Source organism: Serratia sp. DFXYC6, assembly GCF_057196085.1.
Genome location: NZ_JBXUNV010000003.1, coordinates 127064 through 154026, shown reverse-complemented (window position 1 = coordinate 154026; position 26963 = coordinate 127064). Strand labels below are relative to the sequence as shown.

At 57.3% G+C, this 26963-nt stretch carries 27 protein-coding genes and 2 tRNA genes; 8 read left to right on the top strand and 21 right to left on the bottom strand.

Annotated features, from left to right (window positions below):
• Positions 1-73 precede the first annotated feature (73 nt).
• The 14 genes from pnp to rlmE form a co-directional block, all read right to left on the bottom strand.
• The gene (gene pnp, locus AC2CGQ_RS17035; RefSeq protein ID WP_004933498.1) at positions 74-2191 is read right to left on the bottom strand and encodes a polyribonucleotide nucleotidyltransferase; all 2118 of its coding nucleotides are present in this window, start codon (positions 2189-2191) and stop codon (positions 74-76) included.
• Between the two features lie 256 nt (positions 2192-2447).
• Positions 2448-2717, bottom strand: coding sequence for a 30S ribosomal protein S15 (gene rpsO / locus AC2CGQ_RS17030; protein ID WP_004933502.1), 270 nt, complete (start codon positions 2715-2717; stop codon positions 2448-2450).
• A gap of 124 nt (positions 2718-2841) precedes the next feature.
• Positions 2842-3786, bottom strand: a complete 945-nt coding sequence (truB, locus tag AC2CGQ_RS17025; RefSeq protein WP_004933505.1) for a tRNA pseudouridine(55) synthase TruB — start codon at positions 3784-3786, stop codon at positions 2842-2844.
• On the bottom strand, positions 3786-4196 hold the full coding sequence (gene rbfA, locus AC2CGQ_RS17020; protein WP_004933508.1) for a 30S ribosome-binding factor RbfA: 411 nt from the start codon (positions 4194-4196) through the stop codon (positions 3786-3788). Before rbfA ends, truB begins: the two co-directional genes overlap by 1 nt.
• Positions 4197-4266: 70 nt before the next feature.
• Positions 4267-6954 (bottom strand): translation initiation factor IF-2, encoded by a 2688-nt coding sequence (gene infB, locus AC2CGQ_RS17015; RefSeq protein WP_004933511.1) that lies wholly within the window; start codon positions 6952-6954, stop codon positions 4267-4269.
• A 23-nt stretch (positions 6955-6977) separates the two neighbouring features.
• Positions 6978-8486, bottom strand: a complete 1509-nt coding sequence (gene nusA, locus AC2CGQ_RS17010) for a transcription termination factor NusA (RefSeq protein WP_004933514.1) — start codon at positions 8484-8486, stop codon at positions 6978-6980.
• A gap of 21 nt (positions 8487-8507) precedes the next feature.
• Positions 8508-8960 carry a ribosome maturation factor RimP gene (gene rimP / locus AC2CGQ_RS17005; protein ID WP_028127574.1) on the bottom strand — a complete coding sequence of 151 codons (453 nt, stop codon included), beginning with the start codon at positions 8958-8960 and terminating at the stop codon, positions 8508-8510.
• Between the two features lie 217 nt (positions 8961-9177).
• Positions 9178-9254 (bottom strand) — tRNA-Met (locus tag AC2CGQ_RS17000).
• A gap of 60 nt (positions 9255-9314) precedes the next feature.
• A tRNA-Leu gene (locus tag AC2CGQ_RS16995) sits at positions 9315-9401 on the bottom strand.
• Between the two features lie 69 nt (positions 9402-9470).
• Positions 9471-9806, bottom strand: coding sequence for a preprotein translocase subunit SecG (gene secG, locus AC2CGQ_RS16990; protein ID WP_004933519.1), 336 nt, complete (start codon positions 9804-9806; stop codon positions 9471-9473).
• Positions 9807-10026: 220 nt separating this feature from the next.
• Entirely contained in the window at positions 10027-11364 is a 1338-nt protein-coding gene (gene glmM, locus AC2CGQ_RS16985) for a phosphoglucosamine mutase (RefSeq protein WP_021504256.1), read from the bottom strand.
• A 4-nt stretch (positions 11365-11368) separates the two neighbouring features.
• Complete coding sequence (folP, locus tag AC2CGQ_RS16980; RefSeq protein ID WP_484593773.1) at positions 11369-12205, bottom strand: dihydropteroate synthase; 837 nt, start codon at positions 12203-12205, stop codon at positions 11369-11371.
• Positions 12206-12297: 92 nt separating this feature from the next.
• Positions 12298-14229 (bottom strand): ATP-dependent zinc metalloprotease FtsH, encoded by a 1932-nt coding sequence (gene ftsH / locus AC2CGQ_RS16975; RefSeq protein ID WP_004933529.1) that lies wholly within the window; start codon positions 14227-14229, stop codon positions 12298-12300.
• Positions 14230-14285: 56 nt separating this feature from the next.
• On the bottom strand, positions 14286-14915 hold the full coding sequence (gene rlmE / locus AC2CGQ_RS16970) for a 23S rRNA (uridine(2552)-2'-O)-methyltransferase RlmE (RefSeq protein ID WP_004933533.1): 630 nt from the start codon (positions 14913-14915) through the stop codon (positions 14286-14288).
• A 143-nt stretch (positions 14916-15058) separates the two neighbouring features.
• Here rlmE and yhbY point away from each other — a divergent pair, with 143 nt between their 5' ends.
• The gene (yhbY, locus tag AC2CGQ_RS16965; RefSeq protein WP_004933536.1) at positions 15059-15352 is read left to right on the top strand and encodes a ribosome assembly RNA-binding protein YhbY; all 294 of its coding nucleotides are present in this window, start codon (positions 15059-15061) and stop codon (positions 15350-15352) included.
• Between the two features lie 112 nt (positions 15353-15464).
• Here the strand turns inward: yhbY and greA are convergent, their stop codons facing one another.
• Positions 15465-15941 (bottom strand): transcription elongation factor GreA, encoded by a 477-nt coding sequence (gene greA / locus AC2CGQ_RS16960; protein WP_004933539.1) that lies wholly within the window; start codon positions 15939-15941, stop codon positions 15465-15467.
• Positions 15942-16197: 256 nt separating this feature from the next.
• Between greA and dacB the strand changes: the two genes are divergently transcribed.
• The 3 genes from dacB to pmrB are packed head-to-tail and all read left to right on the top strand — an operon-like array spanning position 16198 to position 19360.
• The gene (dacB, locus tag AC2CGQ_RS16955) at positions 16198-17631 is read left to right on the top strand and encodes a serine-type D-Ala-D-Ala carboxypeptidase (protein WP_015376410.1); all 1434 of its coding nucleotides are present in this window, start codon (positions 16198-16200) and stop codon (positions 17629-17631) included.
• Between the two features lie 8 nt (positions 17632-17639).
• Positions 17640-18302, top strand: a complete 663-nt coding sequence (pmrA, locus tag AC2CGQ_RS16950) for a two-component system response regulator PmrA (protein WP_004933545.1) — start codon at positions 17640-17642, stop codon at positions 18300-18302.
• Positions 18299-19360 carry a two-component system sensor histidine kinase PmrB gene (gene pmrB / locus AC2CGQ_RS16945; protein ID WP_021504259.1) on the top strand — a complete coding sequence of 354 codons (1062 nt, stop codon included), beginning with the start codon at positions 18299-18301 and terminating at the stop codon, positions 19358-19360. Before pmrA ends, pmrB begins: the two co-directional genes overlap by 4 nt.
• A 36-nt stretch (positions 19361-19396) precedes the next feature.
• On the opposite strand, the gene cgtA is transcribed toward pmrB, so the two are convergent.
• From cgtA to rplU, 4 genes are all read right to left on the bottom strand, one after another.
• A complete protein-coding gene (cgtA, locus tag AC2CGQ_RS16940) occupies positions 19397-20569 on the bottom strand; it encodes an Obg family GTPase CgtA (RefSeq protein WP_004933553.1) in 1173 nt (390 codons plus the stop codon).
• Between the two features lie 16 nt (positions 20570-20585).
• Positions 20586-21557, bottom strand: coding sequence for a DMT family transporter (locus AC2CGQ_RS16935; protein ID WP_016929330.1), 972 nt, complete (start codon positions 21555-21557; stop codon positions 20586-20588).
• A gap of 105 nt (positions 21558-21662) precedes the next feature.
• Positions 21663-21920 carry a 50S ribosomal protein L27 gene (gene rpmA, locus AC2CGQ_RS16930; RefSeq protein ID WP_004933559.1) on the bottom strand — a complete coding sequence of 86 codons (258 nt, stop codon included), beginning with the start codon at positions 21918-21920 and terminating at the stop codon, positions 21663-21665.
• A gap of 17 nt (positions 21921-21937) precedes the next feature.
• The gene (gene rplU, locus AC2CGQ_RS16925; protein ID WP_004933561.1) at positions 21938-22249 is read right to left on the bottom strand and encodes a 50S ribosomal protein L21; all 312 of its coding nucleotides are present in this window, start codon (positions 22247-22249) and stop codon (positions 21938-21940) included.
• A 270-nt stretch (positions 22250-22519) separates the two neighbouring features.
• On the opposite strand from rplU, the gene ispB reads away from it, so the two are divergent.
• Positions 22520-23491 carry an octaprenyl diphosphate synthase gene (ispB, locus tag AC2CGQ_RS16920; RefSeq protein WP_016929331.1) on the top strand — a complete coding sequence of 324 codons (972 nt, stop codon included), beginning with the start codon at positions 22520-22522 and terminating at the stop codon, positions 23489-23491.
• 50 nt (positions 23492-23541) lie between these two features.
• Here ispB and AC2CGQ_RS16915 read toward each other — a convergent pair whose 3' ends face one another.
• Positions 23542-23898, bottom strand: coding sequence for a DNA-binding protein (locus tag AC2CGQ_RS16915; RefSeq protein WP_015376406.1), 357 nt, complete (start codon positions 23896-23898; stop codon positions 23542-23544).
• 181 nt (positions 23899-24079) lie between these two features.
• On the opposite strand from AC2CGQ_RS16915, the gene AC2CGQ_RS16910 reads away from it, so the two are divergent.
• Positions 24080-24340 (top strand): helix-turn-helix domain-containing protein, encoded by a 261-nt coding sequence (locus AC2CGQ_RS16910; RefSeq protein ID WP_004933567.1) that lies wholly within the window; start codon positions 24080-24082, stop codon positions 24338-24340.
• A 66-nt stretch (positions 24341-24406) separates the two neighbouring features.
• Here the strand turns inward: AC2CGQ_RS16910 and mdh are convergent, their stop codons facing one another.
• Positions 24407-25345 carry a malate dehydrogenase gene (gene mdh / locus AC2CGQ_RS16905; RefSeq protein ID WP_004933569.1) on the bottom strand — a complete coding sequence of 313 codons (939 nt, stop codon included), beginning with the start codon at positions 25343-25345 and terminating at the stop codon, positions 24407-24409.
• A 464-nt stretch (positions 25346-25809) separates the two neighbouring features.
• Between mdh and argR the strand changes: the two genes are divergently transcribed.
• Entirely contained in the window at positions 25810-26280 is a 471-nt protein-coding gene (argR, locus tag AC2CGQ_RS16900; protein ID WP_004933572.1) for a transcriptional regulator ArgR, read from the top strand.
• Between the two features lie 403 nt (positions 26281-26683).
• The gene (gene yhcN / locus AC2CGQ_RS16895; RefSeq protein WP_004933574.1) at positions 26684-26947 is read left to right on the top strand and encodes a peroxide/acid stress response protein YhcN; all 264 of its coding nucleotides are present in this window, start codon (positions 26684-26686) and stop codon (positions 26945-26947) included.
• Positions 26948-26963: the final 16 nt, after the last annotated feature.

Genomic DNA, 26963 nt, shown 5'->3' with positions numbered 1-26963 from the left:
CGCGGGCATCCTACCCGCGCGATACGAACAGCCCCCAACCCCGTGGCGGGGAGCTGTAAAACTATCTATACAGTTATTCTGCTTCAGGCGCAGGTGAACCTGCTTCCGGCGCCATCGCTTCTTTGATGCTCAGACGCACGCGGCCCTGACGGTCAACTTCCAGTACCTTAACCGGCACTTCCTGACCCATCTGCAGATAGTCGGTCACTTTCTCAACGCGCTTGTCGGCGATCTGAGAAATGTGCACCAGACCTTCTTTACCACCGCCGATAGCGACGAATGCGCCGAAATCAACGATACGGGTCACTTTACCCTGGTAGATACGGCCCACTTCGATCTCTGCCGTGATCTCTTCGATGCGACGGATAGCGAATTTCGCTTTCTCACCGTCGGTCGCAGCGATTTTAACTGTACCATCATCTTCGATTTCGATGGTAGTGCCAGTCTCTTCGGTCAGCGCGCGGATAACGGAACCGCCCTTACCGATCACGTCTTTGATTTTATCCGGGTTGATGCGGATAGTATGAATACGCGGTGCGAATTCGGAGATATCGCCGCGCGGGGTGCTGATAGCCTGTTCCATTACGCCCAGGATGTGCAGACGCGCGCCCTTGGCCTGGTTCAGAGCCACCTGCATGATTTCGCGGGTGATGCCTTCGATTTTGATGTCCATCTGCAGCGCGGTGATACCGTCGCGGCTACCGGCCACTTTGAAGTCCATGTCGCCCAGGTGATCTTCGTCACCCAGAATGTCGGACAGAACCACGTAGTTGTCGGCTTCTTTCACCAGGCCCATCGCGATACCCGCAACGGCAGCCTTGATTGGCACACCGGCGTCCATCAGCGCCAGAGACGCGCCGCACACGGAAGCCATGGAAGAAGAACCGTTGGATTCGGTGATTTCAGACACCACGCGAACCGTGTACGGGAAATCTTCCGGTTTAGGCATCATAGCCAATACGCCGCGTTTCGCCAGGCGACCGTGACCGATTTCACGACGCTTAGGAGAACCGACCATGCCGGTTTCGCCTACGGAGTACGGAGGGAAGTTGTAGTGGAACAGGAAGCTGTCGGTCTTCTCGCCCATCAGCTCGTCCAGGTTCTGTGCGTCGCGCGCGGTGCCCAGGGTCGCGGTAACCAGCGCCTGAGTTTCGCCACGGGTGAACAGCGCGGAACCGTGGGTGCGCGGCAGTACGCCGGTGCGCACGTCCAGGCCACGGATCATGTCTTTTTCACGGCCGTCGATACGCGGCTCGCCACGCAGTACGCGGCTGCGCACCACGTTTTTCTCCAGGTTGCCCAGGATGTCCTGGATCTCACCGGCGTCCAGCGTTTCGTCCTGCGCCAGCAGGGTTTCAACCACGCTGTCTTTGATCGCGTCAACCTGAGCGTAACGCTCTTGTTTTTCGGTGATGTGGTAAGCGTCGCCCAGGCGAGCTTCGGCCAGTTCAGCCACGCGCGCGTGCAGCGCTTCGTTGACCGCAGGCGCCTGCCAATCCCACTTCGGTTTGCCGGCTTCGGCAACCAGCGCGTTGATATTTTCGATAACCACTTGCTGCTGGTCGTGGCCGAACACCACGGCGCCCAGCATCTGATCTTCGCTCAGCACGTCCGCTTCGGATTCAACCATCAGCACCGCACCGGCAGTACCGGCAACCACCAAATCCAGACGGCTTTCTTTCAGCTCGTCGGTCGTCGGGTTCAGCACGTACTGGTCGTTGATGTAACCCACGCGCGCGGCGCCGATTGGGCCGTTGAACGGAATACCGGACAGGCTCAGGGCCGCGGAAGCACCGATCATCGCAACGATGTCCGGGTTCACCTGCGGGTTAACGGAAACCACGGTCGCGATCACCTGAACTTCGTTCAGGAAACTGTCCGGGAACAGTGGACGGATCGGACGGTCGATCAGACGGGAAGTCAGGGTCTCGCCTTCGCTTGGACGGCCTTCGCGACGGAAGAAGCTGCCCGGGATACGGCCGGCGGCGTAGGTACGCTCTTGGTAGTTAACGGTCAGCGGGAAGAAGCTCTGGCCCGGCTTGGCTTTTTTCTGGCCAACGACGGTAACGAAGACGGCGGTGTCATCCATGCTCACCATAACGGCGGCGGTGGCCTGACGAGCCATCATACCGGTTTCGATGGTGACGGTATGCTGGCCATACTGGAATTTGCGAATGATCGGTGTCAGCAAAATTATATCCTTGATTAGCGGCGCGCAATCGCATTGACGACTCGACACGCCTGTGACTCGATTTGCCTTCTCACTACATCCTCGCGACTAATGACAATCCTTATCTCAGGCGGGAGATAAAGCCTCTCATTAGCCGCGCGAACCTCTGTAACGGAAGAACCTGTTTGGAAACATCAGTAATACATTAACCTGATTTGCTTATGCTTCCTAGAAGAAAGGGGCCAAAATAGGCCCCTTTCCACTGAAACTTGCTAGATTAGCGACGCAGACCCAGACGCTCGATCAGGCTGGTGTAACGTGCTACATCTTTACGCTTCAGGTAGTCCAGCAGCTTACGACGCTGAGAAACCATACGCAGCAGACCACGACGGCTGTGGTGATCTTTTTTGTGCTCGGAGAAGTGGCCTTGCAGATGGTTGATCTGCGCAGTCAGCAGGGCAACCTGAACTTCGGTAGAACCGCTGTCGTTAGTACCACGACCGAAATCAGCTACGATTTGAGCTTTAGCTTCAACACTTAGAGACATTGTAATACTCCAGATTATAGATAATAAAAACAGGCGCCGATCTCTAATTCAGCAACCCAATGCATAAGCTGCGCCATTCTACTCTTAGCGCAGTGCGATCGCAAGGCGACGCAGTGCCCCGCCGTCAGTCGAAATGTTCGACCACTAGGCGGCGCGGCGCCACGCGACCATCCTCGGCGATATCGCCAACGCCGATGAATTTCCGCTCTTCACCCTCGGTGATACGCACCATGCCGGAGGCCGGCGCACCGGCCACCTGCACTGGCTGCCCTTGCTTGACGTAGCCCGCCACCACCGGCAGCAAATTCACTTCCGGATAGTTCTCAACCGGGCTGTCCATCGGCATCAGCAGCGGATCGAGCAGCTCGCCGGGCGCGATCGCTTGTTCCTGCGCCTGCGCCAGCAAAGCATTCAGCTGTTCCAGCGTCACCATGCGCGCGATCGGATAAGTCGCCACCTGCAGGCGGCGCAGATAAATCACGTGCGCGCCGCAGCCCAGCAGCTCGCCGAGATCGTCGGTGATGGTGCGGATGTAGGTGCCTTTTGAGCAGTGGATCTCCAGCTCCAGCTCATCCCCTTCCCAGCGGATAAACTGCAGCTCGTACACCGTGATGCTGCGCGCTTCGCGCGGCACTTCAATCCCCTGGCGCGCATACTCGTAGAGTTTCTTGCCCTGGTATTTCAGCGCCGAATACATCGACGGCACCTGCTGGATGTCACCGCGGAAGGTGTCCAGCGCCGCGTCGAGCTGCGCCTGGGTAAAGTTCACCGGGCGCTCCTGCACGATCTGACCGTCGGCGTCGGAGGTATCGGTACGCTGCCCCAGTTTGGCGATCACCCGATAACGTTTATCGGAATCGAGCAGATATTGCGAAAACTTGGTCGCTTCACCCAGGCAGATAGGCAGCATGCCGGTCGCCAACGGATCGAGCGCGCCGGTATGGCCCGCCCGGTTGGCGTTGTACAGGCGTTTTACTTTTTGCAGCGCATCGTTGGACGACAACCCTTGCGGCTTGTCCAGCAACAGCACGCCGTGGATGTCACGGCCGCGGCGACGAGGGCGACTCATCAGTCCTCCTTGTCATCGCCTGAGGCGGAACGGCGCTCGGCGTCGTTCTTCACCACGTTGGTCACCAGGTTGGACATGCGCATGCCTTCCACCAGGGAGTTGTCGTAAGCGAAGGTCAGCTCCGGCACCACGCGCAGGCGCATCGCTTTGCCCAGCAGGGTGCGGATGTAACCGGAAGCGTCCTGCAACGCTTTGATGCCGTTGGTGACCAGATCCGGATCGTGGTTCTCGGTCAGCACGTTCAGGAAGGTGACGTAAACCTTGGCGTACGCCAGGTCACGGGACACTTCCACGCCGGAAACGGTCGCCATGCCGACGCGCGGATCTTTCACTTCACGCTGCAGAATGATCGCAATCTCTTTCTGCATCTCTTGCGCCACGCGTTGACCGCGGCTGAATTCTTTTGCCATTTTGGATTCTCCAGACAAATCGGGGGGCACAAAGGCCCCCCGTAAACAGATATAAGCAGATGTGCAATCGTTAAGCGATGGTGCGTTGGATCTCAATGATTTCGAACACTTCGATCATGTCGCCGACGCGCACGTCGTTATAGTTCTTAACGCCGATACCACATTCCATGCCGTTACGGACTTCGTTAACGTCATCTTTGAAGCGACGCAGGGATTCCAGCTCGCCTTCATAGATAACCACGTTGTCGCGCAGTACGCGGATTGGGTTGTGACGCTTGATGGTCCCTTCGGTAACCATACAGCCGGCGATAGCGCCGAACTTAGGCGATTTGAACACGTCGCGCACTTCGGCCAGGCCGATGATCTGCTGCTTGTATTCCGGCGCCAGCATGCCGCTCATCGCCTGCTTCACTTCGTCGATCAGGTTATAGATCACGGAGTAGTAACGCAGATCCAGGCTTTCCGCTTCGATCACGCGGCGCGCAGAAGCGTCGGCACGCACGTTGAAGCCCAGGATGATGGCGTTGGAAGCCGCAGCCAGCGTCGCATCGGTTTCGGTGATACCACCTACGCCGGAGCCGACAATCTTCACCTTCACTTCGTCGGTGGAGAGTTTCAGCAGCGAGTCGCTGATCGCTTCGCAAGAACCCTGAACGTCGGATTTCAGTACGATGTTCAGCTCGGACACTTCGCCGTCGGTCATGTTGGCGAACATGTTTTCCAGCTTGGACTTCTGCTGACGCGCCAGTTTGACTTCGCGGAACTTGCCCTGACGGTACAGCGCCACTTCACGCGCTTTCTTCTCGTCACGCACCACGGTCGCTTCGTCACCCGCTGCAGGCACGCTGGACAGACCCAGGATTTCCACAGGGATGGACGGACCGGCGGAGGTCACTTCACGGCCCAGCTCGTCGCGCATCGCACGCACACGGCCGTATTCGAAGCCGCACAGGACGATGTCGCCCTTGTTCAGCGTACCTTCCTGAACCAGCACGGTAGCCACCGGGCCACGGCCTTTATCCAGGAAGGACTCGATCACCACGCCGCTCGCCATGCCGCTGCGTACCGCTTTCAGTTCCAGAACTTCGGCCTGCAGCAGGATAGCCTGCAGCAGCTCGTCGATACCGGTACCGGCTTTCGCGGACACGTGGACGAACTGCGCTTCGCCGCCCCACTCTTCCGGCATCACGCCGTACTGGGACAGTTCCTGCTTAACGCGGTCCGGATCGGCTTCCGGCTTGTCGATTTTGTTCACCGCAACCACCAATGGCACCTGCGCCGCTTTCGCGTGCTGGATAGCTTCGATGGTCTGTGGCATCACGCCGTCGTCGGCCGCCACCACCAGAACCACGATGTCAGTCGCCTGAGCACCGCGAGCACGCATCGAGGTAAACGCGGCGTGGCCCGGGGTGTCCAGGAAGGTGATCATGCCGTTCTCGGTTTCTACGTGGTAGGCACCGATGTGCTGGGTAATGCCGCCGGCTTCGCCCGCCGCCACTTTGGTGGAGCGGATGTAGTCCAGCAGAGAGGTTTTACCGTGGTCAACGTGGCCCATGATGGTCACGACCGGCGCGCGCGGCTCGGCCGCAGCACCCGTATCACGGTCGCTCATCAGCGCTTCTTCCAGCTCGTTTTCACGACGCAGGATAACTTTGTGGCCCATCTCTTCGGCAACCAGCTGCGCGGTTTCCTGGTCGATAACCTGGTTGATGGTGGCCATGGCGCCCAGCTTCATCATCACTTTGATGACCTGAGAACCTTTTACCGCCATCTTGTTGGCCAGCTCGGCCACGGTGATGGTTTCACCGATCACCACGTCGCGGTTAACCACCTGCGCCGGCTTGTTGAAGCCCTGCTGCAGAGCGCTAGGCTTGCGTTTGCCTTTACCACCACGGGTAACGGCGCGCGCTTCTTCGCGATCCGCTTTGGATTCGGACAGCTTGTTGCCTTTCTTCTGCTTGGTGGCTTTGCCGCCGCGGGTGCGGCTGCGACGATCGCCTTCAACTTTGGCGTCGTTTTCATCTTCAGCGGCACGGGCGTGCTGAGAGGTGGTCACGTGATAGTCGGCGCTTTCAACCGCGGCGCTTGCCGCGTCTGCCTGGGCCCACTTCTCGCCGTTCTCTTCGGCCATGCGACGGGCTTCTTCCGCCACGCGCTTGGCTTCCTCTTCAACCTTGCGGCGCACTTCCTCTTCCGCTTTGCGTTTCAGTTCAGCGGCTTCGGCTTCACGGCGTGCTTTTTCCGCCTGAGCTGGCTTGGTCATTTCGTCGGTATGTTGATTGGTCACTTTTTCTTTTTCCGCTGAATTACGCTTAGCAATCTCCGCGGCCTCACGTTTGGCTTGCTCTTCGGCTGCGCGCTTCGCTTCCGCTTCGCGTTTTGCGAGCTCTTCCGCTTCGCGCCGTGCCTGCTCTTCCGCTTCACGCTGTGCCTGCTCTGCCGCTTCAGCCAACTGGGCTTCCTGCGTATCGCGATTTACATAAGTGCGTTTCTTGCGGACCTCAATTTGCACCGATTTACTTTTACCGCCGGTGCTCGGGATATTCAAGGTGCTGCGCGTTTTGCGCTGCAAAGTGAGTTTACCCGGCGCGCTGCCGTGTTCACGGTTCAGGTGCGCCAGCAATGTTTCTTTTTCTTGCTGGGTAACAGAGTCCGACTCGGACTTGTTGATCCCTGCATCAGCAAACTGCTGTACCAGGCGATCAACCGGAGTCTGAATCTCTGCTGCCAGCGATTTTACGGTTACATCTGTCGTCATGCTGTTCCTTCCTGCTACAGTTATTACGCGTTGTCGCCAAACCAACAGATATTGCGCGCAGCCATGATCAGCTCGCCGGCTTGCTCGTCGCTAAGCCCTTCAATATCAGCCAGATCGTCAACACCCTGCTCGGCAAGATCTTCCAGCGTACAAACCCCACGCGCGGCCAGTTTAAAGGCCATGCTGCGCTCAAGACCCGGCAGGTTGAGCAAATCGTCGGCCGGTTTGTTGTCGCCCAGGCTTTCTTCTTGTGCCAGGGCCAGCGTGGTCAATGCAGCTTTGGCGCGTTCGCGCAATGCTTCAACCGTATCTTCATCCAGACCGTCGATTTCCAACAGCTCTTTGATCGGCACGTAGGCCAGCTCTTCCAGCGTGGAGAAGCCTTCTTCAACCAGTACGGTGGCGAAATCTTCGTCGATATCAAGATACTTGGTGAAGGTATCAATAGCGGCATGAGCCTCGGCCTGGTGCTTGGCCTGCAGGTCGTCCGCCGTCATCACGTTCAGTTCCCAACGATCGTCGCCGCGGTGTTGTTTCAGCAGCTGGGAAGCCAAACGCACGTTTTGGCCGTTACGGCCGATCGCCTGTGCCAGGTTGCTGGCTTCAACGGCGATATCCATGGTGCAGTTATCTTCATCTACCACGATCGACGCGACGTCGGCCGGCGCCATGGCGTTGATGACGAATTGCGCTGGATTATCATCCCACAGGATGATGTCGATGCGTTCGCCGCCGAGCTCGCTCGACACGGCCTGAACGCGCGCACCGCGCATACCTACGCAGGCGCCGACCGGGTCGATGCGCTTGTCGTTGGTTTTCACTGCAATTTTCGCACGGGAACCAGGATCGCGGGCTGCCGCTTTAATTTCAATCACTTCTTCGCCGATTTCCGGCACTTCGATGCGGAACAGTTCTTTCAGCATTTCCGGGCTGGAACGGCTGACGAACAACTGCGCGCCGCGGGCTTCAGGACGCACGGCGTACAGTACGCCGCGAATGCGGTCGCCCGGACGGAAGTTTTCGCGCGGCAACATGTCTTCACGGCCAATCACCGCTTCGGCGTTGTTGCCCAGATCCAGCGCGATGCTGTCACGGTTCACTTTCTTCACCACGCCGGTGACGATCTCGCCTTCATGTTCACGGAAAGCGTCAACCACCATCGCGCGCTCGGCCTCGCGCACTTTCTGCACGATAACCTGCTTGGCGGTTTGGGTGGTGATGCGGTCGAAGGTTACGGATTCGATCTGATCTTCGACGTAGCCGCCGAGCTCGATGCTCGGATCTTCAAACTGAGCGGCTTCCAGCGTGATTTCACGCGTCGGCTGCGTCACTTCGTCTACGGCGACCCAACGGCGGAAGGTATCGAAATCGCCGGTTCTGCGGTCAATGCTGACGCGCACGTCGATTTCCTGCTCGTATTTTTTCTTGGTTGCGGTGGCTAATGCAGTTTCCAGCGCTTCGAAAATCTTCTCGCGCGGAAGGGATTTTTCATTGGAAACTGCTTCAACAACAGCCAGAATCTCTTTGTTCATCCTAGTTGCCTCTTCCAAACTTTAAAAGTGGGGTACCAGGTTCGCTTTCTGGATGTTGCTCAGCGCGAACACTTCATCTTTCCCTTCCACAGTAACCGTGATCATCTCGCCTTCGACAGACTTGATAATACCCTGCCACTTGCGACGGTTCTGTACCGCCATGCGCAGGACCAGGCTGACTTCTTCACCGAGGAAACGCGTATAGTGCTCTGCGGTGAACATCGGGCGATCAAGGCCAGGAGAGGAGACTTCCAAGTTGTAAGCGACCGTGATTGGATCTTCGACGTCCAATACAGCGCTGACCTGGTGGCTGACATCAGCGCAATCATCAACATTGATGCCGTTGTCACTATCAATATAGATGCGGAGCGTCGATTGGCGCGCACGAATGAATTCGATGCCTACAAGCTCAAAGCCCAACGCTTCTACGGGTGCCGAAAGCATCTCTGTTAACTGTTGCTCTAATGTGGACAAGCCCACCCCCAAGACATAAAAAAAGGGCTAAATAGCCCAGTGATTCTGTTGCCAAATAACAAAAAACCCCGAAAAATCGGGGCTTTATGCAACTGGACCCTGTTTGCCGCTAGGCGGCCTCGGTACAACTTTCGAGCAAGTGTCATTTTCAAATGTTGATCGAGAAAAGCGGGTTTCAATCGAAAAGTGTATTTGAAAATAAACACTTAAAGGAAAGTGGTTGCGGGGGCCGGATTTGAACCGACGACCTTCGGGTTATGAGCCCGACGAGCTACCAGGCTGCTCCACCCCGCGTCCGAAAACGTGGCAAATACTACGCCGATAATCGCAAAATTGCAAGTTATCTCTGGGATTTGGTACCGAGGATGGGACTCGAACCCACAAGCCCGTTAGGGCACTACCACCTCAAGGTAGCGTGTCTACCAATTCCACCACCTCGGTACTGATTCTTACTGCTAACGGCCGTTGTTCTTTCGAGTTCACAACCACCGTTTACAAACTTTTTGCGGCTTACTGCGGGATGTCGCTGCTCGGCTTGGCAGGTGCTGCCGGCGCGGTTGTCTGCTCAGTTTTCACCGGCTGACCGAGGTTTTCCCACTCGCTGCCTTTCTTGCTTTGGTTGCTGCTGAGGTTGCCCAGAATCAGGCTGATGACGAAGAACAGCGTCGCCAATACAGCAGTCATGCGGGTCATAAAGTTACCGGAACCACTCGAACCGAACAACGTGCCTGATGCACCTGCTCCGAAAGAGGCTCCCATATCAGCGCCTTTACCTTGCTGCAACATAATCAGAGCAACCAGCCCGATTGAAATCAGCAGGAAAATTACCAGAAGAGCTTCGTACATAGTAGTACCCGTATCCTTGCGGCCTCACCGCATGCCAAATGCTTCACACTCATCAAGCAGGCGTGTTTATAAACTGCCTACTGAAGCGGGTGTGAATACTAACCAAAGCCGCCAACCCGCGCAAGGGCAATTTGCAGCCGCCGGCGCGTTTGCGGAAAAAAACGCCAACAATCGCCTGTTCGGGCTCAGCGATGCCAAGCCCGGCGGCTAACTGTCTGTTTTAACCTGCGGATTTCACCGCATCGGCGATGCGATGCGCCAGCGCGGTCACCTGCTGCTCGTCCTCACCCTCCACCATCACGCGGATCAGCGGTTCAGTGCCCGATTTGCGCAGCAGCACCCGGCCGCGGCCGGCCAGCTCGGCTTCCACCTGCTCGGTGACCTTGCGCACCGCTTCGGACTCCAGCGGATTGTGATCGCCGGCGAAACGCACGTTGACCAGGATCTGCGGCAACAGCTTCATGCCGCTGCACAGGTCATGCAGGCTCATGTGGTTGCGCACCATGGCGGTCAGCACCTGCAACCCGGCCACGATGCCGTCGCCGGTGGTGGTTTTGTCCAGCAAGATCACATGGCCGGAGTTTTCCGCACCGATGCGCCAGCCTAACTCCTGCAGCTTCTCCAGCACGTAACGGTCGCCCACTTTGGCGCGAGCGAACGGAATGCCCAGCTGTTTCAGCGCCAGCTCCAGCCCCATATTGCTCATCAGGGTGCCGACCGCGCCGCCGCGCAGCTGCCCCTGACGCAGGCCTTCGCGGGCGATGATGTACAGGATCTGATCGCCGTCCACCTTATTGCCCAGGTGATCCACCATCATCACGCGGTCGCCGTCGCCGTCGAACGCCAGGCCAACGTGCGCTTTTTCCTGCAGCACGCGCTCCTGCAGCTGACGCACATCGGTAGCGCCGCATTTCTCGTTGATGTTCATGCCGTCCGGCTCAACGCCGATGGCGATCACCGTAGCGCCCAGCTCGCGCAGCACGCTCGGCGCGATGTGGTAAGTCGCGCCGTTGGCGCAGTCGACCACGATTTTCAGCCCTTTCAGGCTCAGCTCGCTCGGGAAGGTGCCTTTGCAGAATTCGATATAGCGGCCGGCGGCGTCGATGATGCGGCTGGCTTTACCCAGTTCGGCGGACTCCACGCAGGTCAGCGGTTTTTCCATCTCGGCTTCAATTGCCTCTTCGACGTTGTCCGGCAGCTTGGCGCCGTCGATCGAGAAGAATTTGATGCCGTTGTCGTAGAACGGGTTATGCGAGGCGGAAATGACAATGCCCGCTTCGGCGCGGAAGGTACGCGTCAAATAAGCCACCGCCGGCGTAGGCATCGGCCCGGTGAAGGAGGCGGACAATCCGGCTGCCGCCAGACCGGCTTCCAGAGCGGACTCCAGCATATAGCCGGAGATGCGCGTATCCTTACCGATGATGATCTTGCGGGAACCGTGACGCGCCAGCACTTTACCGGCCGCCCAGCCCAGCTTCAGCACGAAGTCCGGCGTGATGGGGCTGTCCCCGACCTTGCCACGGATGCCGTCGGTGCCAAAATATTTGCGCTCGCTCATGTCTCTACTGTCCCTTAGCTGAAAGTGTTGCCTCGACGACACGCATCGCCTCGACGGTTTCTTTAACGTCATGCACTCTGACAATCTGCGCACCCTGCATCGCCGCGATCACCGCGCAGGCCACGCTGCCGATAACCCGTTGATCCGGCGGCACGTTCAGCAGTTGTCCAATCATCGATTTGCGCGACATGCCGACCAACAGCGGCAAACTAAAACGATGAAACTCCGACAACCGAGCCAGAAGCTGATAGTTGTGCGACAAATTTTTACCGAAACCGAAGCCGGGGTCGAGCAGCAATTTCTGATTTGTTATCCCCGCCTCGTTACAGCGCCGGATATGGTGTTCGAAAAACGCCTGAACGTCGGCGATCAGATCGTCGTAGTGCGGCGCCTGCTGCATGGTGCGCGGCTGCCCCTGCATGTGCATCAGACAGACCGGCAGGCCGCTTTCCGCCGCCGCCGCCAGGGCGCCCGGCTCCTGCAGCGAACGAATGTCGTTGATCAGATGGGCGCCGGCCTGCGCCGATTCGCGGATCACGCCCGCCTTCGAGGTATCGACCGAGATAAAGACCTCGAAGCGCTGCGCCAGCGCTTCCACCACCGGCACGACCCGTTCCAATTCTTCCTCTTCGCTCACCTCCGCCGCCCCCGGCCTTGTCGATTCGCCGCCGATATCAATCATCGTGGCGCCGGCCGAAATCAGCGCATGCGCATGCACCAGCGCCTGGTTCAGGGTGTTGTGGCGGCCGCCGTCGGAAAACGAATCCGGCGTCACGTTGAGGATGCCCATCACCTGCGGATGGGAGAGATTGAGCGTCATGTCGCGCACGGTTAACTGCATGGTTGGTCCACCTTACTGTTGCCTGGTTCACTGCCCGCCGGGCAAAAAAAAACCCCGGCGTACCGGGGTTTGATGTTATTACACAGCCGTTGTTACTTGTCGAGCTGTTCGGACATGGTGTTGCCCGGCGTTGGGGTGCGCGGCTCATCTACCGGCGTCGGGGCTTTCGGGGTGCCGCCGTTGTCGGAGCTGTTGCCTTTGTTCGCATCGTCCCAGCCCGCCGGCGGACGCACGTCTTTGCGGTTCATCAGATCGTCGATCTGCGGCGCATCGATGGTTTCATACTTCATCAGCGCATCCTTCATCGAGTGCAGGATGTCCATGTTTTCCATCAGCAGCGAGCGAGCACGCGTGTAGTTGCGTTCGATCAGCGACTTCACTTCCTGGTCGATGATACGCGCGGTTTCATCCGACATGTGCTTCGCCTTGGCCACGGAGCGGCCCAGGAACACTTCACCCTCTTCTTCCGCATACAGCAGCGGCCCCAGCTTCTCGGAGAAGCCCCATTGGGTCACCATGTTGCGGGCGATGGAGGTCGCCACTTTGATGTCGTTCGACGCACCGGTAGAGACTTTTTCCGGCCCGTAGATGATCTCTTCCGCCAGACGGCCGCCGTACAGGGTGGAGATTTGGCTCTCCAGCTTCTGACGGCTGGCGCTGATCGCATCCCCTTCCGGCAGGAAGAAGGTCACGCCAAGCGCACGGCCACGAGGAATGATCGTCACTTTATGTACCGGATCATGTTCAGGAACCAGGCGGCCAATGATGGCGTGGCCCGCTTCGTGATACGCGGTCGACTCTTTCTGCGCTTCGGTCATTACCATGGAGCGGCGTTCCGCACCCATCATGATCTTGTCTTTGGCTTTCTCGAACTCCACCATCGACACCACGCGCTTGTTGCCGCGGGCGGCGAACAGCGCCGCTTCGTTGACCAGGTTGGCCAGATCGGCACCGGAGAAGCCCGGCGTACCGCGCGCAATGACGGAGGCGTCGATGTCGGCAGCCAACGGCACGCGGCGCATGTGCACCTTCAGGATCTGCTCACGGCCACGCACATCCGGCAGCCCGACCACGACCTGACGGTCGAAACGGCCCGGGCGCAGCAGCGCGGGGTCAAGCACGTCCGGACGGTTGGTGGCCGCGATGACGATGATGCCCTCGTTGCCTTCGAAACCGTCCATCTCAACCAGCATCTGGTTCAGGGTCTGCTCGCGCTCATCGTGACCGCCACCCAGGCCGGCACCACGCTGGCGGCCGACGGCGTCGATTTCATCGATGAAGATGATGCACGGCGCGGCTTTCTTAGCTTGTTCGAACATGTCACGCACGCGGGATGCGCCCACGCCGACGAACATTTCGACGAAGTCGGAACCGGAAATGGTGAAGAACGGCACCTTCGCTTCGCCGGCGATCGCTTTCGCCAACAGCGTTTTACCGGTCCCCGGCGGGCCAACCATCAGCACGCCTTTCGGGATCTTGCCGCCCAGCTTCTGGAAACGGCTCGGTTCGCGCAGGTATTCCACCAGTTCGCTCACCTCTTCTTTCGCTTCGTCACACCCGGCGACATCGGCGAAAGTGGTCTTGATCTGGTCTTCCGTCAGCATGCGGGCCTTGCTCTTGCCGAAGGACATCGCGCCCTTGCCGCCACCGCCCTGCATTTGCCGCATAAAGAAGATCCAGACCCCGATCAGCAACAGCATCGGGAACCAGGAGATAAAGATAGAAGCCAGCAGGCTCGGCTCTTCAGGCGGCTCGCCGACAACTTTCACATTCTTCGTTAACAACGTATCCAGCAACTTAGGATCGTTGACAGGGATGTAGGTCGTGTATTTGTTACTGTCTTTCTTGGTAACGTTAATTTCACGTCCGTTGATTCGCGCTTCGCGAACCTGGTCCTGGGTCAGTTCGGACATGAAGGTAGAGTAATCCACCCTACGGCCATTCGACTCGCTGGGCCCAAAGCTCTGGAATACAGACATCAACACTACCGCGATGACTAACCAGAGAATTAGGTTTTTCGCCATGTCACTCAAGGGATTAACCTCATCTTACAACTGTGTTAACAAACAGCGTTAGGGTACTACAGTTTGCGCCCTGTCGCTACAATGTACACTTCGCGCGAACGGGCGCGGGAAGCGTCTGGCTTACGAATCTTAACCTTCGTAAACAGGGAGCGAATTTCCCGTAGGTACTCGTCAAAGCCATCTCCCTGGAACACCTTCACCAGGAAACTTCCGCCTGGTGCGAGGACATCACGACACATATCCAGCGCCAACTCCACCAGATACATCGACCTTGGAATATCGACCGCCGGGGTGCCACTCATATTCGGGGCCATATCGGACATGACCACCTGAACCTTACTCTCGCCTACTCGTTCCAACAGTGCCTTCAGCACCAGTTCATCACGAAAATCGCCCTGAAGGAAATCGACGCCAACGATAGGATCCATTGGCAAAATATCACAGGCGATGATGCGCCCGGTACCGCCGATTTGGGTGACCACATACTGCGACCAGCCGCCCGGTGCGGCGCCCAGGTCAACCACGGTCATGCCCGGTTTGAACAGTTTGTCGCTCTGCTGTATTTCATCAAGTTTAAACCAGGCACGGGAACGCAGTCCCTTTTTCTGCGCCTGCTGTACATATTTATCGCTAAAGTGTTCTTGTAACCAGCGACTGGAGCTAGCCGAACGCTTTTTATTAGCCATCTCGTTTTCCAACTATCATAAAAAGAGTCTTATGTCAGGGTCGCTGCTCACGTAGACTCACACCGGTGAAGACCGATTTGGTGATATACATGAGATGGCGGTAGAATGTACCGTTTTCAATCCCAACTTAAGCAAAAAAGACAATGAATCTGAATAATAAACAAAAACAGCACCTGAAAGGCCTGGCGCATCCGTTAAAACCGGTGGTGATGCTGGGCAATAACGGTCTTACCGAAGGGGTGCTGGCTGAAATTGAACAGGCTCTGGAGCATCATGAGCTGATCAAGGTAAAAATCGCCGCTGAAGATCGCGAAACCAAGACCCTGATCGCCGACGCTATCGTGCGTGAAACGGGCGCCTGCAATGTGCAAGTTATCGGCAGTACGCTTATTCTTTACCGCCCGTCGAAAGAGCGCAAGATCAGTCTACCGCGTTAATAACCATCAGGTTAACGAAAAGGTGCCATGCGCCTGACCAAGATAAAAGGCCGCTTGCGGCCTTTTTCCTATCTTTACAAAACGTTGGCGCATTAATGACCAATGGTCCCAATCAGAGATACTCGACCTTCAGGATCTCGTATTCCACGTCGCCGCCTGGGGTTTTGATCACCACCACATCGTCTTGCTCTTTGCCGATCAGGCCGCGCGCCATCGGCGAGTTTACCGAAATCAGATTTTTCTTGAAATCGGCCTCATCGTCGCCAACGATGCGGTAAGTCACTTCTTCTTCGCTATCCAGATTCATCACCGATACGGTGGCGCCGAAGATCACTCGGCCGGTGTTCGGCATCTTGGTGATATCGATCACCTGCGCATTGGACAGTTTGGCTTCGATTTCCTGAATGCGGCCTTCGCAGAAACCCTGCTGTTCGCGGGCGGCATGGTACTCGGCATTTTCTTTCAAGTCGCCGTGTTCACGCGCTTCAGCGATATCCGCAATGATTTTCGGGCGGCGCACGCTTTTCAGATATTCGAGCTCTTCGCGCAGTTTTTCAGCGCCAAACAAGGTCATCGGAATTTGGTTCATCGTATAAATACCTCTAAATCTTTCCTGTTCAAATAACCGTCATCCTGACGTATTCGTATGAAAACACGGTTGGCATACCGCCCCCCGCCTCCAGGCGACAAACAAAAGAAACCTGACTCGGAACGGAGCCCAAGCCAAGATCGGTTTTGCATTTTGATACGCATTTTAGCCTAGAGTTCCTTGAGGGTCATCGTTTACTTTTTCCCTGATTGCACCGTAGTATGACGGCACGTTATCCAGCTGTTATCCCGAGATTATGCGTTTTTCACGAATTGTCAGTGCATTGGCTTGCGCATTTGTTCTGAATGCGAATGCGGCCCCGGTTGAAGAGTACACACAATATCTGCCTGATGGGGCCAACCTTGCCCTGGTCGTTCAGAAGATCGGCGCCGGTGCGCCGACAATCGATTACCACTCTCAGCAAATGGCGCTGCCGGCCAGTACCCAAAAAGTGCTGACGGCGCTGGCGGCATTGCTGCAACTCGGGCCCGATTACCGTTTCACCACCACGCTGGAGAGCCAGGGTGATATCCGCGACGGCGTGCTGCGCGGCAACCTGATCGCCCGCTTCAGCGGCGATCCGACCTTCAAACGCCAGAGCCTGCGCAATATGGTGGCCGTCCTGAAGAAGCAGGGCGTGCGCCAAATCAGCGGCGACGTGCTGGTCGATACCTCGGTCTTCGCCAGCCATGACAAGGCGCCCGGCTGGCCGTGGAACGATCTGACGCAGTGCTTCAGCGCGCCGCCGGCTGCCGCCATTGTCGATCGCAACTGTTTCTCGGTCTCGCTGTACAGCGCGCCGAATCCGGGCGACATGGCGTTTATCCGCGTCGCCTCCTATTATCCGGTTAATATGTTTAGCCAGGTGCGCACCCTGGCGCGCGGCTCCGCAGACGCGCAGTACTGCGAGCTGGACGTGGTGCCGGGCGAGCTGAACCGCTTTACCCTGACCGGCTGCCTGACGCAGCGCAGCGAGCCGTTGCCGCTGGCCTTCGCCATCCAGGACGGCGCCAGCTATGCGGGCGCCATCCTGAAAGACGAGCTGAAGCAGGCCGACATCCAGATCGACGGGCATTTGAAACGCCAGACGCGCCCCGGCATCACCGGCACGGTGATCGCGCAAACCCAGTCGGCGCCGCTGCACGATCTGTTGAAAATCATGCTGAAGAAATCGGACAACATGATCGCCGATACCGTCTTCCGCACCATCGGCCACGAACGCTTCGGCGTGCCGGGCACCTGGCGAGCCGGTTCCGATGCGGTACGGCAGGTGCTGCGCCAGAAGGCCGGCATCGATCTGGGCAACACCATCATCGCCGACGGTTCCGGCCTGTCGCGCCACAACCTGCTGGCCCCGGCGACCATGATGCAGGCGCTGCAGTACATCGCGCAGCACGACAACGAGCTGAACTTTATCTCGATGCTGCCGCTGTCCGGCTATGATGGCACCCTGCGCTACCGCGGCGGCCTGCATGAGGCTGGCGTAGACGGCAAGGTGTCGGCCAAGACCGGCGCGCTGCAGGGCGTCTACAACCTGGCGGGCTTCATCACTACCGCCAGCGGCCAGCGCATGGCCTTCGTGCAGTATCTCTCCGGCTACGCCGTGCCGCCGGAAGATCAGAAACAGCGCCGCGCACCGCTGGTGCGTTTCGAAAGCCGCCTGTATCGGGATATTTACCAAAACAACTGAGGATCGCCATGAAGCTGCTGGTCGTTGAAGATGATGAACTGCTGCAACAAGGGCTGGCGCTGGCGCTGACCGGTGAAGGCTACGTGTGCGACTGCGCCGCCACAGCGGCGGAGGCCAGCAGCCTGCTCATCACCAGCCAATACAGCATGGTGATCCTGGATCTCGGCCTGCCGGACATGGACGGCGCAGCGCTGCTGCGGCAGTGGCGCCGCCAGCAGATCGATCTGCCGGTGCTGATCCTGACCGCCCGCGACGCCCTGGAAGACCGCGTCGATGGGCTGGACGCCGGCGCCGACGACTACCTGGTCAAACCCTTCGCGCTGGTTGAGCTGCAGGCGCGCGTGCGCGCTCTCCTGCGGCGCTACCAGGGCCACAGCGACAATCTGATGCAGGTGGATGACCTGCAGTTGAATCTCTCCAGCCAGCAGGTCTATCTGCAACAGCAGCCGGTGGAGGTCACGCCGAAAGAGTTCGCCATTCTGGCGCGCCTGATCATGCGTGCCGGGCAGACGGTCAACCGCGAACTCCTGCAGCAGGATCTCTACACCTGGCAAGATGATTTAGGTTCCAACACCCTGGAAGTGCATATTCACAACCTGCGCCGCAAACTGGGCAAGGATCGCATTCGCACCGTGCGCGGCATCGGCTACCGCCTGGAACCCTCGTCATGATCAGCATGCGCCGCCGCCTGCTGCTGATGCTGGCGCTGATCCTGCTGGTCACGCAACTCATCAGCGCCTTCTGGCTGTGGCACGAAAGCCAGGAGCAGATCAGCTTCCTGGTGGACGAAACCCTGTCCGCCAAAGTGCGTACCGAACGCGTCGATACCGAGATCGCCGAGGCCATCGCATCGCTGTTGGCGCCTTCGCTGATCATGATGATCGTCACCCTGTTGGCGTCATTCTGGGCTATCAGCTGGATCATCCGCCCACTCAACCAACTGCAACAGCGGCTGGAAAAGCGCTCTGCCGATAACCTGACGCCGCTGCCGATCACCAGCGATAGCCAGGAAATGGTGGCCGTCACCAATGCGCTCAATCAGCTGTTCTCACGGTTGGACAACACCATTCAACAGGAACGCCTGTTCACCGCCGACGCCGCCCACGAACTGCGCACGCCGCTGGCCGGCATCCGCCTGCATCTGGAATTGATGGAAAAACAAGGCGTCAAGGGCAGCCAGGCGCTGATCGCCCGCATCGATCAGCTGATGCATACCGTCGAGCAGTTGCTGATGCTGTCGCGCGCCGGGCAAGACTTCGCCAGCGGCCATTATCAGCATTTCGATTGGGTGGCCGATGTGATCCAGCCGCTGCGCGAAGAGCTCGACGAAATGGCCGCCCAACGCGGGCAGACGCTGGGCTGGCAATTGCCGGCTGCTGCCACAGTGAACGGCGATCCGGTGTTGCTGCGGCTTCTGCTGCGCAACCTGGTCGAAAACGCTCACCGTTACGGCCCGGAAGGCGGCGCGATACAGGTGCGGTTAACGCCGCAAGACAACGGCTATCTGCTGCAGGTCATCGACGATGGCCCGGGAATCAAGGAAGAAATGGTCGGGGAGCTGACGCAGGCGTTTCGCCGCATGGATCAACGCTACGGCGGCAGCGGACTGGGCCTGAATATCGTGATCCGCATCGCGCAACTGCACCAGGGGCGTTTGACGCTGGAAAACCGCCGCGATGCGCGCGGCCTGAATGCCCAGTGCTGGCTGCCGGAAAAGGCGCTCAAATAATAAGGGCCCAGCGTTGCTGAGCCCTTTATCACCGAATTACTTCTGGTAAATGATTTCGACGCCTTCGTCGTCGTCTTCGTCCCAGTCGTCATCCCAGTCATCTTCCGCTTCGGCTTCCACTTCCGCGATTTGCTCGCGGTGGTAGTCATCCCACATGAATTCGACTTTTTCCGGTGCGCTTTCTTCGATCGCCATCGCTTTCGGCTGGGTGTTGATGAAGTTCATCACGTCCCAGCACAGCGCGTTGACGCCTTCGCGGTTGGCGGCGGAGATCATGTAGTACTTCCCTTCCCAGCCCATGCCTTCCACAATCGCCTTGGCGCGTTCGGCGGCTTCTTCCTCACCAATCACATCAATTTTGTTGAACACCAGCCAGCGCGGCTTCTGCGCCAGATTTTCGCTGTATTGGTTCAACTCGTTAATGATGACTTTGGCGTTTTCCACCGGATCGGATTCGTCGATCGGCGCGATGTCCACCAGGTGCAGCAGCACGCGGCAACGCTCCAGGTGTTTCAGGAAACGAATACCCAGGCCGGCGCCTTCGGAGGCGCCCTCGATCAGCCCCGGAATGTCGGCGACCACAAAGCTCTGCTCGTGATCCATGCGCACCACGCCCAGGCTCGGCACCAGCGTGGTAAACGGATAATCGGCCACCTTCGGCTTGGCGGCGGACACCGCGCGGATGAAGGTCGATTTGCCGGCGTTCGGCAGCCCCAGCATGCCCACATCGGCCAGCAGCAACAGCTCCAGCAACAGGTCACGCGCTTCGCCGGCGGTACCCAGCGTCTTCTGACGCGGCGCGCGGTTGACCGAAGATTTGAAACGGGTGTTGCCCAGACCGTGCCAGCCGCCTTTAGCGACCATCAGCTTCTGCTCGTGGCGGGTCATGTCGCCGAGGATCTCGCCGGTGCCCTGATCCTTCACGCGCGTGCCGACCGGTACCTTGATGATGACGTCTTTACCGCGTTTGCCGGTACAGTCGCGGCTCTGGCCATTCTGGCCGCGTTCGGCGCGGAAAGACTTCTCAAAGCGGTAGTCGATCAGGGTGTTAAGGTTCTCGTCCGCCAGCAGGTAGACGTCGCCGCCGTCGCCGCCGTCACCGCCGTCAGGCCCACCGTTCGGGATATATTTTTCGCGGCGGAAGCTGACGCACCCGTTGCCGCCGTCGCCTGCAACGACCAGAATCGCTGCTTCATCTACAAACTTCATTTACCGTCTCCGTAAATCATTCACCGGGCTGCTTCAAAGGAGCAACCAGGGGGGGGTCTGCCCGTCGCGGCCACCACCGGTGACCAATTGCGGAAAACATGGCGCCCGCCACAACCACAAACGCACCGACATAGCCGACGATGTTCAGCGTCGGCATGGCGAATGCCTGGGGCCAAGCCAGCGCCAATAAATCTGAAAACAGCAGGGTAAACAGCGGGGTCAGCGTAACCAACGCGCTCACCTGCGCCGCCTGCCAGCGCGCCATCGCTTCTGCCAGCGCGCCATAGCCGATCAGCGTGTTGGCGCCGCAAAACAGCAGGCACGCCAATTGCCAGCCGCTAAGCTGGAAAATCACCTCGGGTTTGGCCAGAGGGAACAACGCAATCGCACATAAAGTGTACAACATAACCAGGATCTGCGGCGAAGCCAGCCGGCGCAGCAACACCTTTTGCGCCACGCCATAGCTCACCCAGACCATCGCCGCACACACGCCCAGCATGACGCCCAGCGTGTAGTCCGTCAGCCGGGTGAAGATCTCTATCAGACTGACGTTGAAAAACAGCATCAGCCCGCAAATCAGCATCAGGGCGCCAATGACCTGGGTGATGCGCATGCGCTCTTTTAAAATCAGCACGCTGGCGAACATCATACCGACTGGCGACAGCTGGCCAATCACCTGCGACGCCGTCGGGCTCAGGTATTGCAGCGAGGAGCTGAAGAACACAAAGTTGCCCAGCAGCCCCGCCGTCGCGATCGCCAACAGCAGCAGCCAACGCGGCTGGCGGAACATCGTCAGCGGCGGCAGCTTGCCGCGCACCGCAAGGATCAGGCCCAAACCGATGGCGGCCATGGTAAAGCGATACCAGACAACGGTAAACGGCTCCATCACCACCAACACTTCTTTCATCGCGATCGGCAACGCGCCCCAGCAAACCGCCGTGGTTAACGCCAAAGAAATACCAACGCCGACCTGCTGCTTCGTATCCATATCACCTTCGCCAACGCTGACGGGCCAACCCTCAGGCAACCCATAAATGTAAAAAGCCCCGCAACGAATTGCGGGGCTTACATCTATTTCGTAAGGCTCGAAAAATTATTCAGCTTCGATGCTGATGAATTTACGATTGCTCGGGCCTTTAACTTCGAATTTGACTTTACCGTCTTTCAAAGCAAACAGAGTGTGGTCTTTGCCGCAACCCACGTTGGTACCAGCGTGGAATTTGGTGCCGCGCTGACGAACGATGATGCTGCCTGCCAGTACTGCTTCGCCGCCAAAGCGTTTTACGCCCAGACGTTTAGCTTCTGAATCGCGACCGTTACGAGTCGAGCCGCCAGCCTTTTTGTGTGCCATTAATCCGCTCTCCTAACTTAAGCGCTGATGCCGGTGATTTTAACGTCAGTGAACCACTGACGGTGGCCCTGCTGCTTACGGTGGTGTTTACGACGACGAAACTTAACGATTTTAATTTTCTCGCCACGACCGTGAGCAACGACTTCAGCTTTGATCTTGCCGCCATCGACGAAAGGAACGCCGATTTTGATATCTTCGCCATTAGCGATCATCAGAATCTGGTCAAACTCAACCGCTTCACCAGTTGCGATGTCCAGCTTTTCCAAGCGAACGGTCTGACCTTCGCTTACTCGGTGTTGTTTACCACCACTTTGGAAAACCGCGTACATATAAAACTCCGCTTTCCGCGTGCCCGACTGTGTTAGTTCAGAGCGCGCTATAAATATTCACAATAGGGCGCGAATTCTACGCAAAAAAGCGGCGCATGACAAGAGCAGAATAAGACCAGAAGGAGAAAAAAGAAGAAAAAAAGCGCAGTTTCTTTCGTGGCGTTTATCTGAACCGTTTTTCAAGTACAATCATAGGGACAGTTACCGCCATGTACCGATGTGAGCAGCGATCTCAACGCGGTGAAGAGAAACACAGCTGAAAAAAACACAATGAACCTAGAGCAAATTACCGAGTTAACCGCGCAAGATATGGCGGCCGTGAACGCAACAATTCTCGAACAGCTGAATTCCGATGTCACGCTCATCAATCAGCTTGGCTATTACATTATCAGCGGTGGCGGTAAGCGCATCCGGCCGATGATCGCCGTCCTGGCGGCGCGGGCGTTGGGCTACGAAGGCAACAAGCACGTCACCGTAGCCGCCCTGATCGAATTCATTCATACCGCCACGCTGTTGCATGACGACGTCGTCGACGAATCGGACATGCGCCGCGGCAAAGCCACCGCCAACGCAGCGTTCGGCAACGCCGCCAGCGTGCTGGTCGGCGACTTTATCTATACCCGCGCCTTCCAGATGATGACCAGCCTGGAATCCCTGCGCGTGCTGGCGCTGATGTCGGAGGCGGTCAACGTCATCGCCGAAGGTGAAGTGCTGCAGTTGATGAACGTGCACGATCCCGACATCAGCGAAGAAAGTTATATGCGGGTGATCTACAGCAAAACCGCCCGTCTGTTTGAAGCGGCGGCGCAATCGTCGGCGATCCTGTCCGGCGCCAGCGCTGAGCAAGAACAGGCGCTGCAAGATTATGGCCGCTACCTCGGCACCGCTTTCCAGCTGATCGACGATCTGCTCGACTACAGCGCCGACGGCAGCACGCTGGGCAAAAACACCGGCGACGATCTGAACGAAGGGAAACCGACCCTGCCGCTGCTGCACGCGATGCACAACGGCGACGACGCCCAGCGTGACATGATCCGCGGCGCGATTGAGCAAGGCAACGGCCGCCACCTGTTGGAGCCGGTGCTGCAGGCGATGCAGCAATGCGGTTCGCTGGAATACACCCGCAAACGCGCCGAGGAAGAAGCCGACAAAGCGATCGCCGCGCTGCAGGTCTTGCCGGCCTCGGAGCACCGCACGGCGCTGGAAGGCCTGGCCCATTTGGCGGTACAACGCGATTTTTAAGAAATTTTAATTTCGCAATACATTCATCAGGCCCGCCCACGCGGGCCTGCCTAGGTATTGCTCTCTTCGTCGATACGCGCCAGCAGGCCGCCAATCCCTTCCCGCATCAGGAAAGCCACCATTTTCTCGCGCTCGCTCTCCGTCAAATGGTAGTAATACTCGATCCAGACCGCCAACGGATCCTGGCGTTCTACGTCATATGTCGCCCCGTCTTCTTTCAGCGCCAGCAGGTTACGCACGCCTGGAGGCAGGCTGTCGATATGATACTCCAACGCTTTTCCCTGCACGCCTTTACGCCTGCGGCTGATCCAGCCTTCGCGTCGGGCCATCAGATTGATTCCCTGTGGTGAGGAGGGTAATCCTGCGATGCCTGTCAGTTCCTTGGCGGCAAACCACTCGTTTTTCATAGCCATCATCTCTGGGCAATAGTGGACAATGTCGTTTTTTGGAAATTACTTGGGTATTTTTTAGGAAATTTAATGGTATTCTTGTTTCCTAATAAGCGTTTCACGTTGTTCAAACGCTTAACCATGACCCGTTAGTTATACCACTAACGCAACTTTGGCTAATCAGAAAAGGAATGTAAACATGAATTCAAGGAACCCAGATTGGCATCCGGCAGATATCATCGCGGCGCTACGCAAGCAGGGCACCACGCTGGCGGCAGTGTCGCGCAAGGCCGGATTAAGCTCATCGACGCTGGCCAATGCGCTGTCGCGCCCGTGGCCAAAGGGGGAATGGCTGATCGCCGAAGCGATAGGCATCCACCCTTCGGAGATCTGGCCAAGCCGCTATTACGATCCGCACAGCGATTGCCTGCTGGATCGCAAAGCACGCATCAAATCGTGAACGCGGAGCAAAAAAAACCGCCGGAACAGCGTCCGGCGGCGTTTATCGGCTGACTATCGGTGTCGATCAGTTATTGATGAACTTCTCGCCCAGTTCGATATCTTTATGCAGCACGTCCAGCATCTCGTTCAGTGCTTTCTGCTCGAAGGCGCTCAGGGTGCCGATATCTTTGCGTTCTTCAACGCCGTTCTTGCCCAGCACCAGCGGCTGCGCGAAGAAGCGAGCGTATTTGCCGTCGCCTTCAACGTAAGCGCATTCCACAACGCCTTTCTCGCCCTGCAGCGCACGCACCAGAGACAGACCGAAACGGGCGGCCGCCTGGCCCATGGACAGCGTTGCAGACCCGCCGCCGGCTTTGGCTTCCACCACTTCAGTGCCGGCGTTCTGAATACGTTTGGTCAGATCCGCCACTTCCTGATCGGTGAAGCTCACGCCAGGGATCTGCGACAGCAGAGGCAGGATGGTCACGCCAGAGTGGCCGCCGATCACCGGCACGTTCAGTTCTTCAGGCTGCTTGCCTTTCAGCTCGGCCACGAAGGTATTGGAACGGATGATATCCAGCGAAGTCACGCCGAACAGTTTGTTCTTGTCGTAAACGCCGGCTTTTTTCAGCACTTCCGCCGCGATGGCGACCGTGGTGTTAACCGGGTTGGTGATGATGCCGATGCAGGCTTTCGGGCAGGTTTTCGCCACTTGCTCAATCAGGTTACGCACGATGCCGGCGTTAACGTTGAACAGGTCAGAGCGATCCATGCCTGGCTTACGGGCCACGCCGGCGGAAATCAGCACCACGTCCGCACCGTGCAGAGCCGGAGTCGCGTCTTCGCCGCTGAAGCCTTTGATTTTAACTGCGGTTGGGATGTGGCTTAAGTCGACGGCAACGCCTGGGGTAACGGGGGCAATGTCGTAGAGAGAGAGTTCAGAACCTGAAGGAAGCTGGGTTTTGAGTAGAAGGGCGAGGGCCTGGCCGATACCGCCAGCAGCACCGAGAACTGCAACTTTCATCCTATACTCCTTTATTATCTTAAATATATAAAGCGCCGTGAATGTGTTGGTTACGGACCTTACGTTATTACACCTTTCAAAACAATAAATTAGCCAATTCTTGCCTGCAGGTGTAATAAAACGGCCGCTGTCGCGCCCATTTTAGATTAAATCGCTTACGCATGAAGGGCATAGCGCACACTAATCAAAAATAGTGCGAGGTTATTCACGAGCAAGTTAACCGGCCGTTACATTACACCCTTACGCAACATCAGAACAACATCATTTTAATAACATTTTATTTACCACCGCAGGCCGATTTTCCGTCGTCAAAAGGGCATATTCATCGCGGCCGGATTTTGTTAAAATGCCGCCCTTTCCTCGCCGTCCGGTCATTTTTATTTTCTTTGGGGCGGCCTTTGTTGCATAAAAATTCATCTATATGCATAATCATGACTTCCACTATCAACATTCCACGGTGCAAAATGCGTAATCCCGCAAAACAGGAAGATCTGATCAAGACGTTCAAAGCGTTATTGAAAGAAGAAAAATTCAGTTCTCAAGGCGAGATCGTTTTGGCGCTGCAAGAAGAAGGCTTCGAAAACATTAACCAATCCAAAGTATCGCGCATGCTGACCAAGTTCGGCGCGGTACGTACGCGCAATGCCAAAATGGAAATGGTGTATTGCCTTCCTGCCGAACTCGGCGTGCCGACCACCACCAGCCCATTGAAGAATCTGGTGCTCGACGTCGACCATAACGATGCCGTCGTGGTGATCCACACCAGCCCGGGCGCCGCACAGCTGATCGCCCGCCTGCTCGACTCACTGGGTAAATCCCAGGGCATCCTCGGCACAATTGCCGGCGACGACACGATTTTCGTCACCCCGTCCAACGGCTTTACCGCTCAGAAGCTGCATGAAGCGATCTTGGGCGTGTTCGAACAAGAGCTGTGAAACCTGGCGCTAACAAAGTGCGGCTGTAAACCGCATTTTGTTAGCGCTTCTTTAACCCTCGCGTTACCTTCCCAGCCTTCAACCGCGTTTAACACTGCTTTTTTATCCCGCAACAACACATTTCCATGACATCTCCATGTAACCAGCAGTACCCACTGTGATCTTCCGCACTTTTGGTCAAAATCACTTACCTTATTGAAATTACATAAATTTAACATCAAAAGATCGTTTTATGAGCGTTTTTTATTCCTTACGGTTATAAAAAATAAGGATCATGAGGTTAAAGTTTCACTAGCAACTGTTAGCGAACTATTAATTTTTCACGTTACTAGCTGTATACTCATTTTCGTGAACTGAATCACAGTTCGTTGGAACTGATAAAAGAATACGATGAGGTGAGATGATGAAAATTAAAGCTACCGTTGCAACCCTGAGCGTTCTGTCCATGCTTTCCTTTGGTGCATTCGCAGCACAATCTGTTGATGCAACCCAGGCCGCAAAACTGCAGCCCGCCGGTGTGATCACCGTGAGCGGCGTCGCCGCTGCGCCTTCCGACATTCGCCAGGCACTGTCCGACAAAGCCGACGCCAAAGGGGCGACCGCTTACCGCGTGATCGAAGCGCGCAACGACGGCAACTTCCACGCGACCGCTGAAATCTACAAATAAGTAACGGCATTACCCG

Coding starts and splice junctions, on each gene's coding strand:
- rpsO (WP_004933502.1), bottom strand. CDS start 2,717: ATGTCTCTAAGTGTTGAAGCTAAAGCTCAAATCGTAGCTGATTTCGGT.
- truB (WP_004933505.1), bottom strand. CDS start 3,786: ATGAGTCGCCCTCGTCGCCGCGGCCGTGACATCCACGGCGTGCTGTTG.
- rbfA (WP_004933508.1), bottom strand. CDS start 4,196: ATGGCAAAAGAATTCAGCCGCGGTCAACGCGTGGCGCAAGAGATGCAG.
- infB (WP_004933511.1), bottom strand. CDS start 6,954: ATGACGACAGATGTAACCGTAAAATCGCTGGCAGCAGAGATTCAGACT.
- nusA (WP_004933514.1), bottom strand. CDS start 8,486: ATGAACAAAGAGATTCTGGCTGTTGTTGAAGCAGTTTCCAATGAAAAA.
- secG (WP_004933519.1), bottom strand. CDS start 9,806: ATGTACGAAGCTCTTCTGGTAATTTTCCTGCTGATTTCAATCGGGCTG.
- glmM (WP_021504256.1), bottom strand. CDS start 11,364: ATGAGCGAGCGCAAATATTTTGGCACCGACGGCATCCGTGGCAAGGTC.
- folP (WP_484593773.1), bottom strand. CDS start 12,205: ATGCAGTTAACCGTGCGCGACATGACGCTCAATCTCTCCCATCCGCAG.
- ftsH (WP_004933529.1), bottom strand. CDS start 14,229: ATGGCGAAAAACCTAATTCTCTGGTTAGTCATCGCGGTAGTGTTGATG.
- rlmE (WP_004933533.1), bottom strand. CDS start 14,915: ATGGCTAATAAAAAGCGTTCGGCTAGCTCCAGTCGCTGGTTACAAGAA.
- yhbY (WP_004933536.1), top strand. CDS start 15,059: ATGAATCTGAATAATAAACAAAAACAGCACCTGAAAGGCCTGGCGCAT.
- greA (WP_004933539.1), bottom strand. CDS start 15,941: ATGAACCAAATTCCGATGACCTTGTTTGGCGCTGAAAAACTGCGCGAA.
- dacB (WP_015376410.1), top strand. CDS start 16,198: ATGCGTTTTTCACGAATTGTCAGTGCATTGGCTTGCGCATTTGTTCTG.
- pmrA (WP_004933545.1), top strand. CDS start 17,640: ATGAAGCTGCTGGTCGTTGAAGATGATGAACTGCTGCAACAAGGGCTG.
- pmrB (WP_021504259.1), top strand. CDS start 18,299: ATGATCAGCATGCGCCGCCGCCTGCTGCTGATGCTGGCGCTGATCCTG.
- cgtA (WP_004933553.1), bottom strand. CDS start 20,569: ATGAAGTTTGTAGATGAAGCAGCGATTCTGGTCGTTGCAGGCGACGGC.
- AC2CGQ_RS16935 (WP_016929330.1), bottom strand. CDS start 21,557: ATGGATACGAAGCAGCAGGTCGGCGTTGGTATTTCTTTGGCGTTAACC.
- rpmA (WP_004933559.1), bottom strand. CDS start 21,920: ATGGCACACAAAAAGGCTGGCGGCTCGACTCGTAACGGTCGCGATTCA.
- rplU (WP_004933561.1), bottom strand. CDS start 22,249: ATGTACGCGGTTTTCCAAAGTGGTGGTAAACAACACCGAGTAAGCGAA.
- ispB (WP_016929331.1), top strand. CDS start 22,520: ATGAACCTAGAGCAAATTACCGAGTTAACCGCGCAAGATATGGCGGCC.
- AC2CGQ_RS16915 (WP_015376406.1), bottom strand. CDS start 23,898: ATGAAAAACGAGTGGTTTGCCGCCAAGGAACTGACAGGCATCGCAGGA.
- AC2CGQ_RS16910 (WP_004933567.1), top strand. CDS start 24,080: ATGAATTCAAGGAACCCAGATTGGCATCCGGCAGATATCATCGCGGCG.
- mdh (WP_004933569.1), bottom strand. CDS start 25,345: ATGAAAGTTGCAGTTCTCGGTGCTGCTGGCGGTATCGGCCAGGCCCTC.
- argR (WP_004933572.1), top strand. CDS start 25,810: ATGCGTAATCCCGCAAAACAGGAAGATCTGATCAAGACGTTCAAAGCG.
- yhcN (WP_004933574.1), top strand. CDS start 26,684: ATGAAAATTAAAGCTACCGTTGCAACCCTGAGCGTTCTGTCCATGCTT.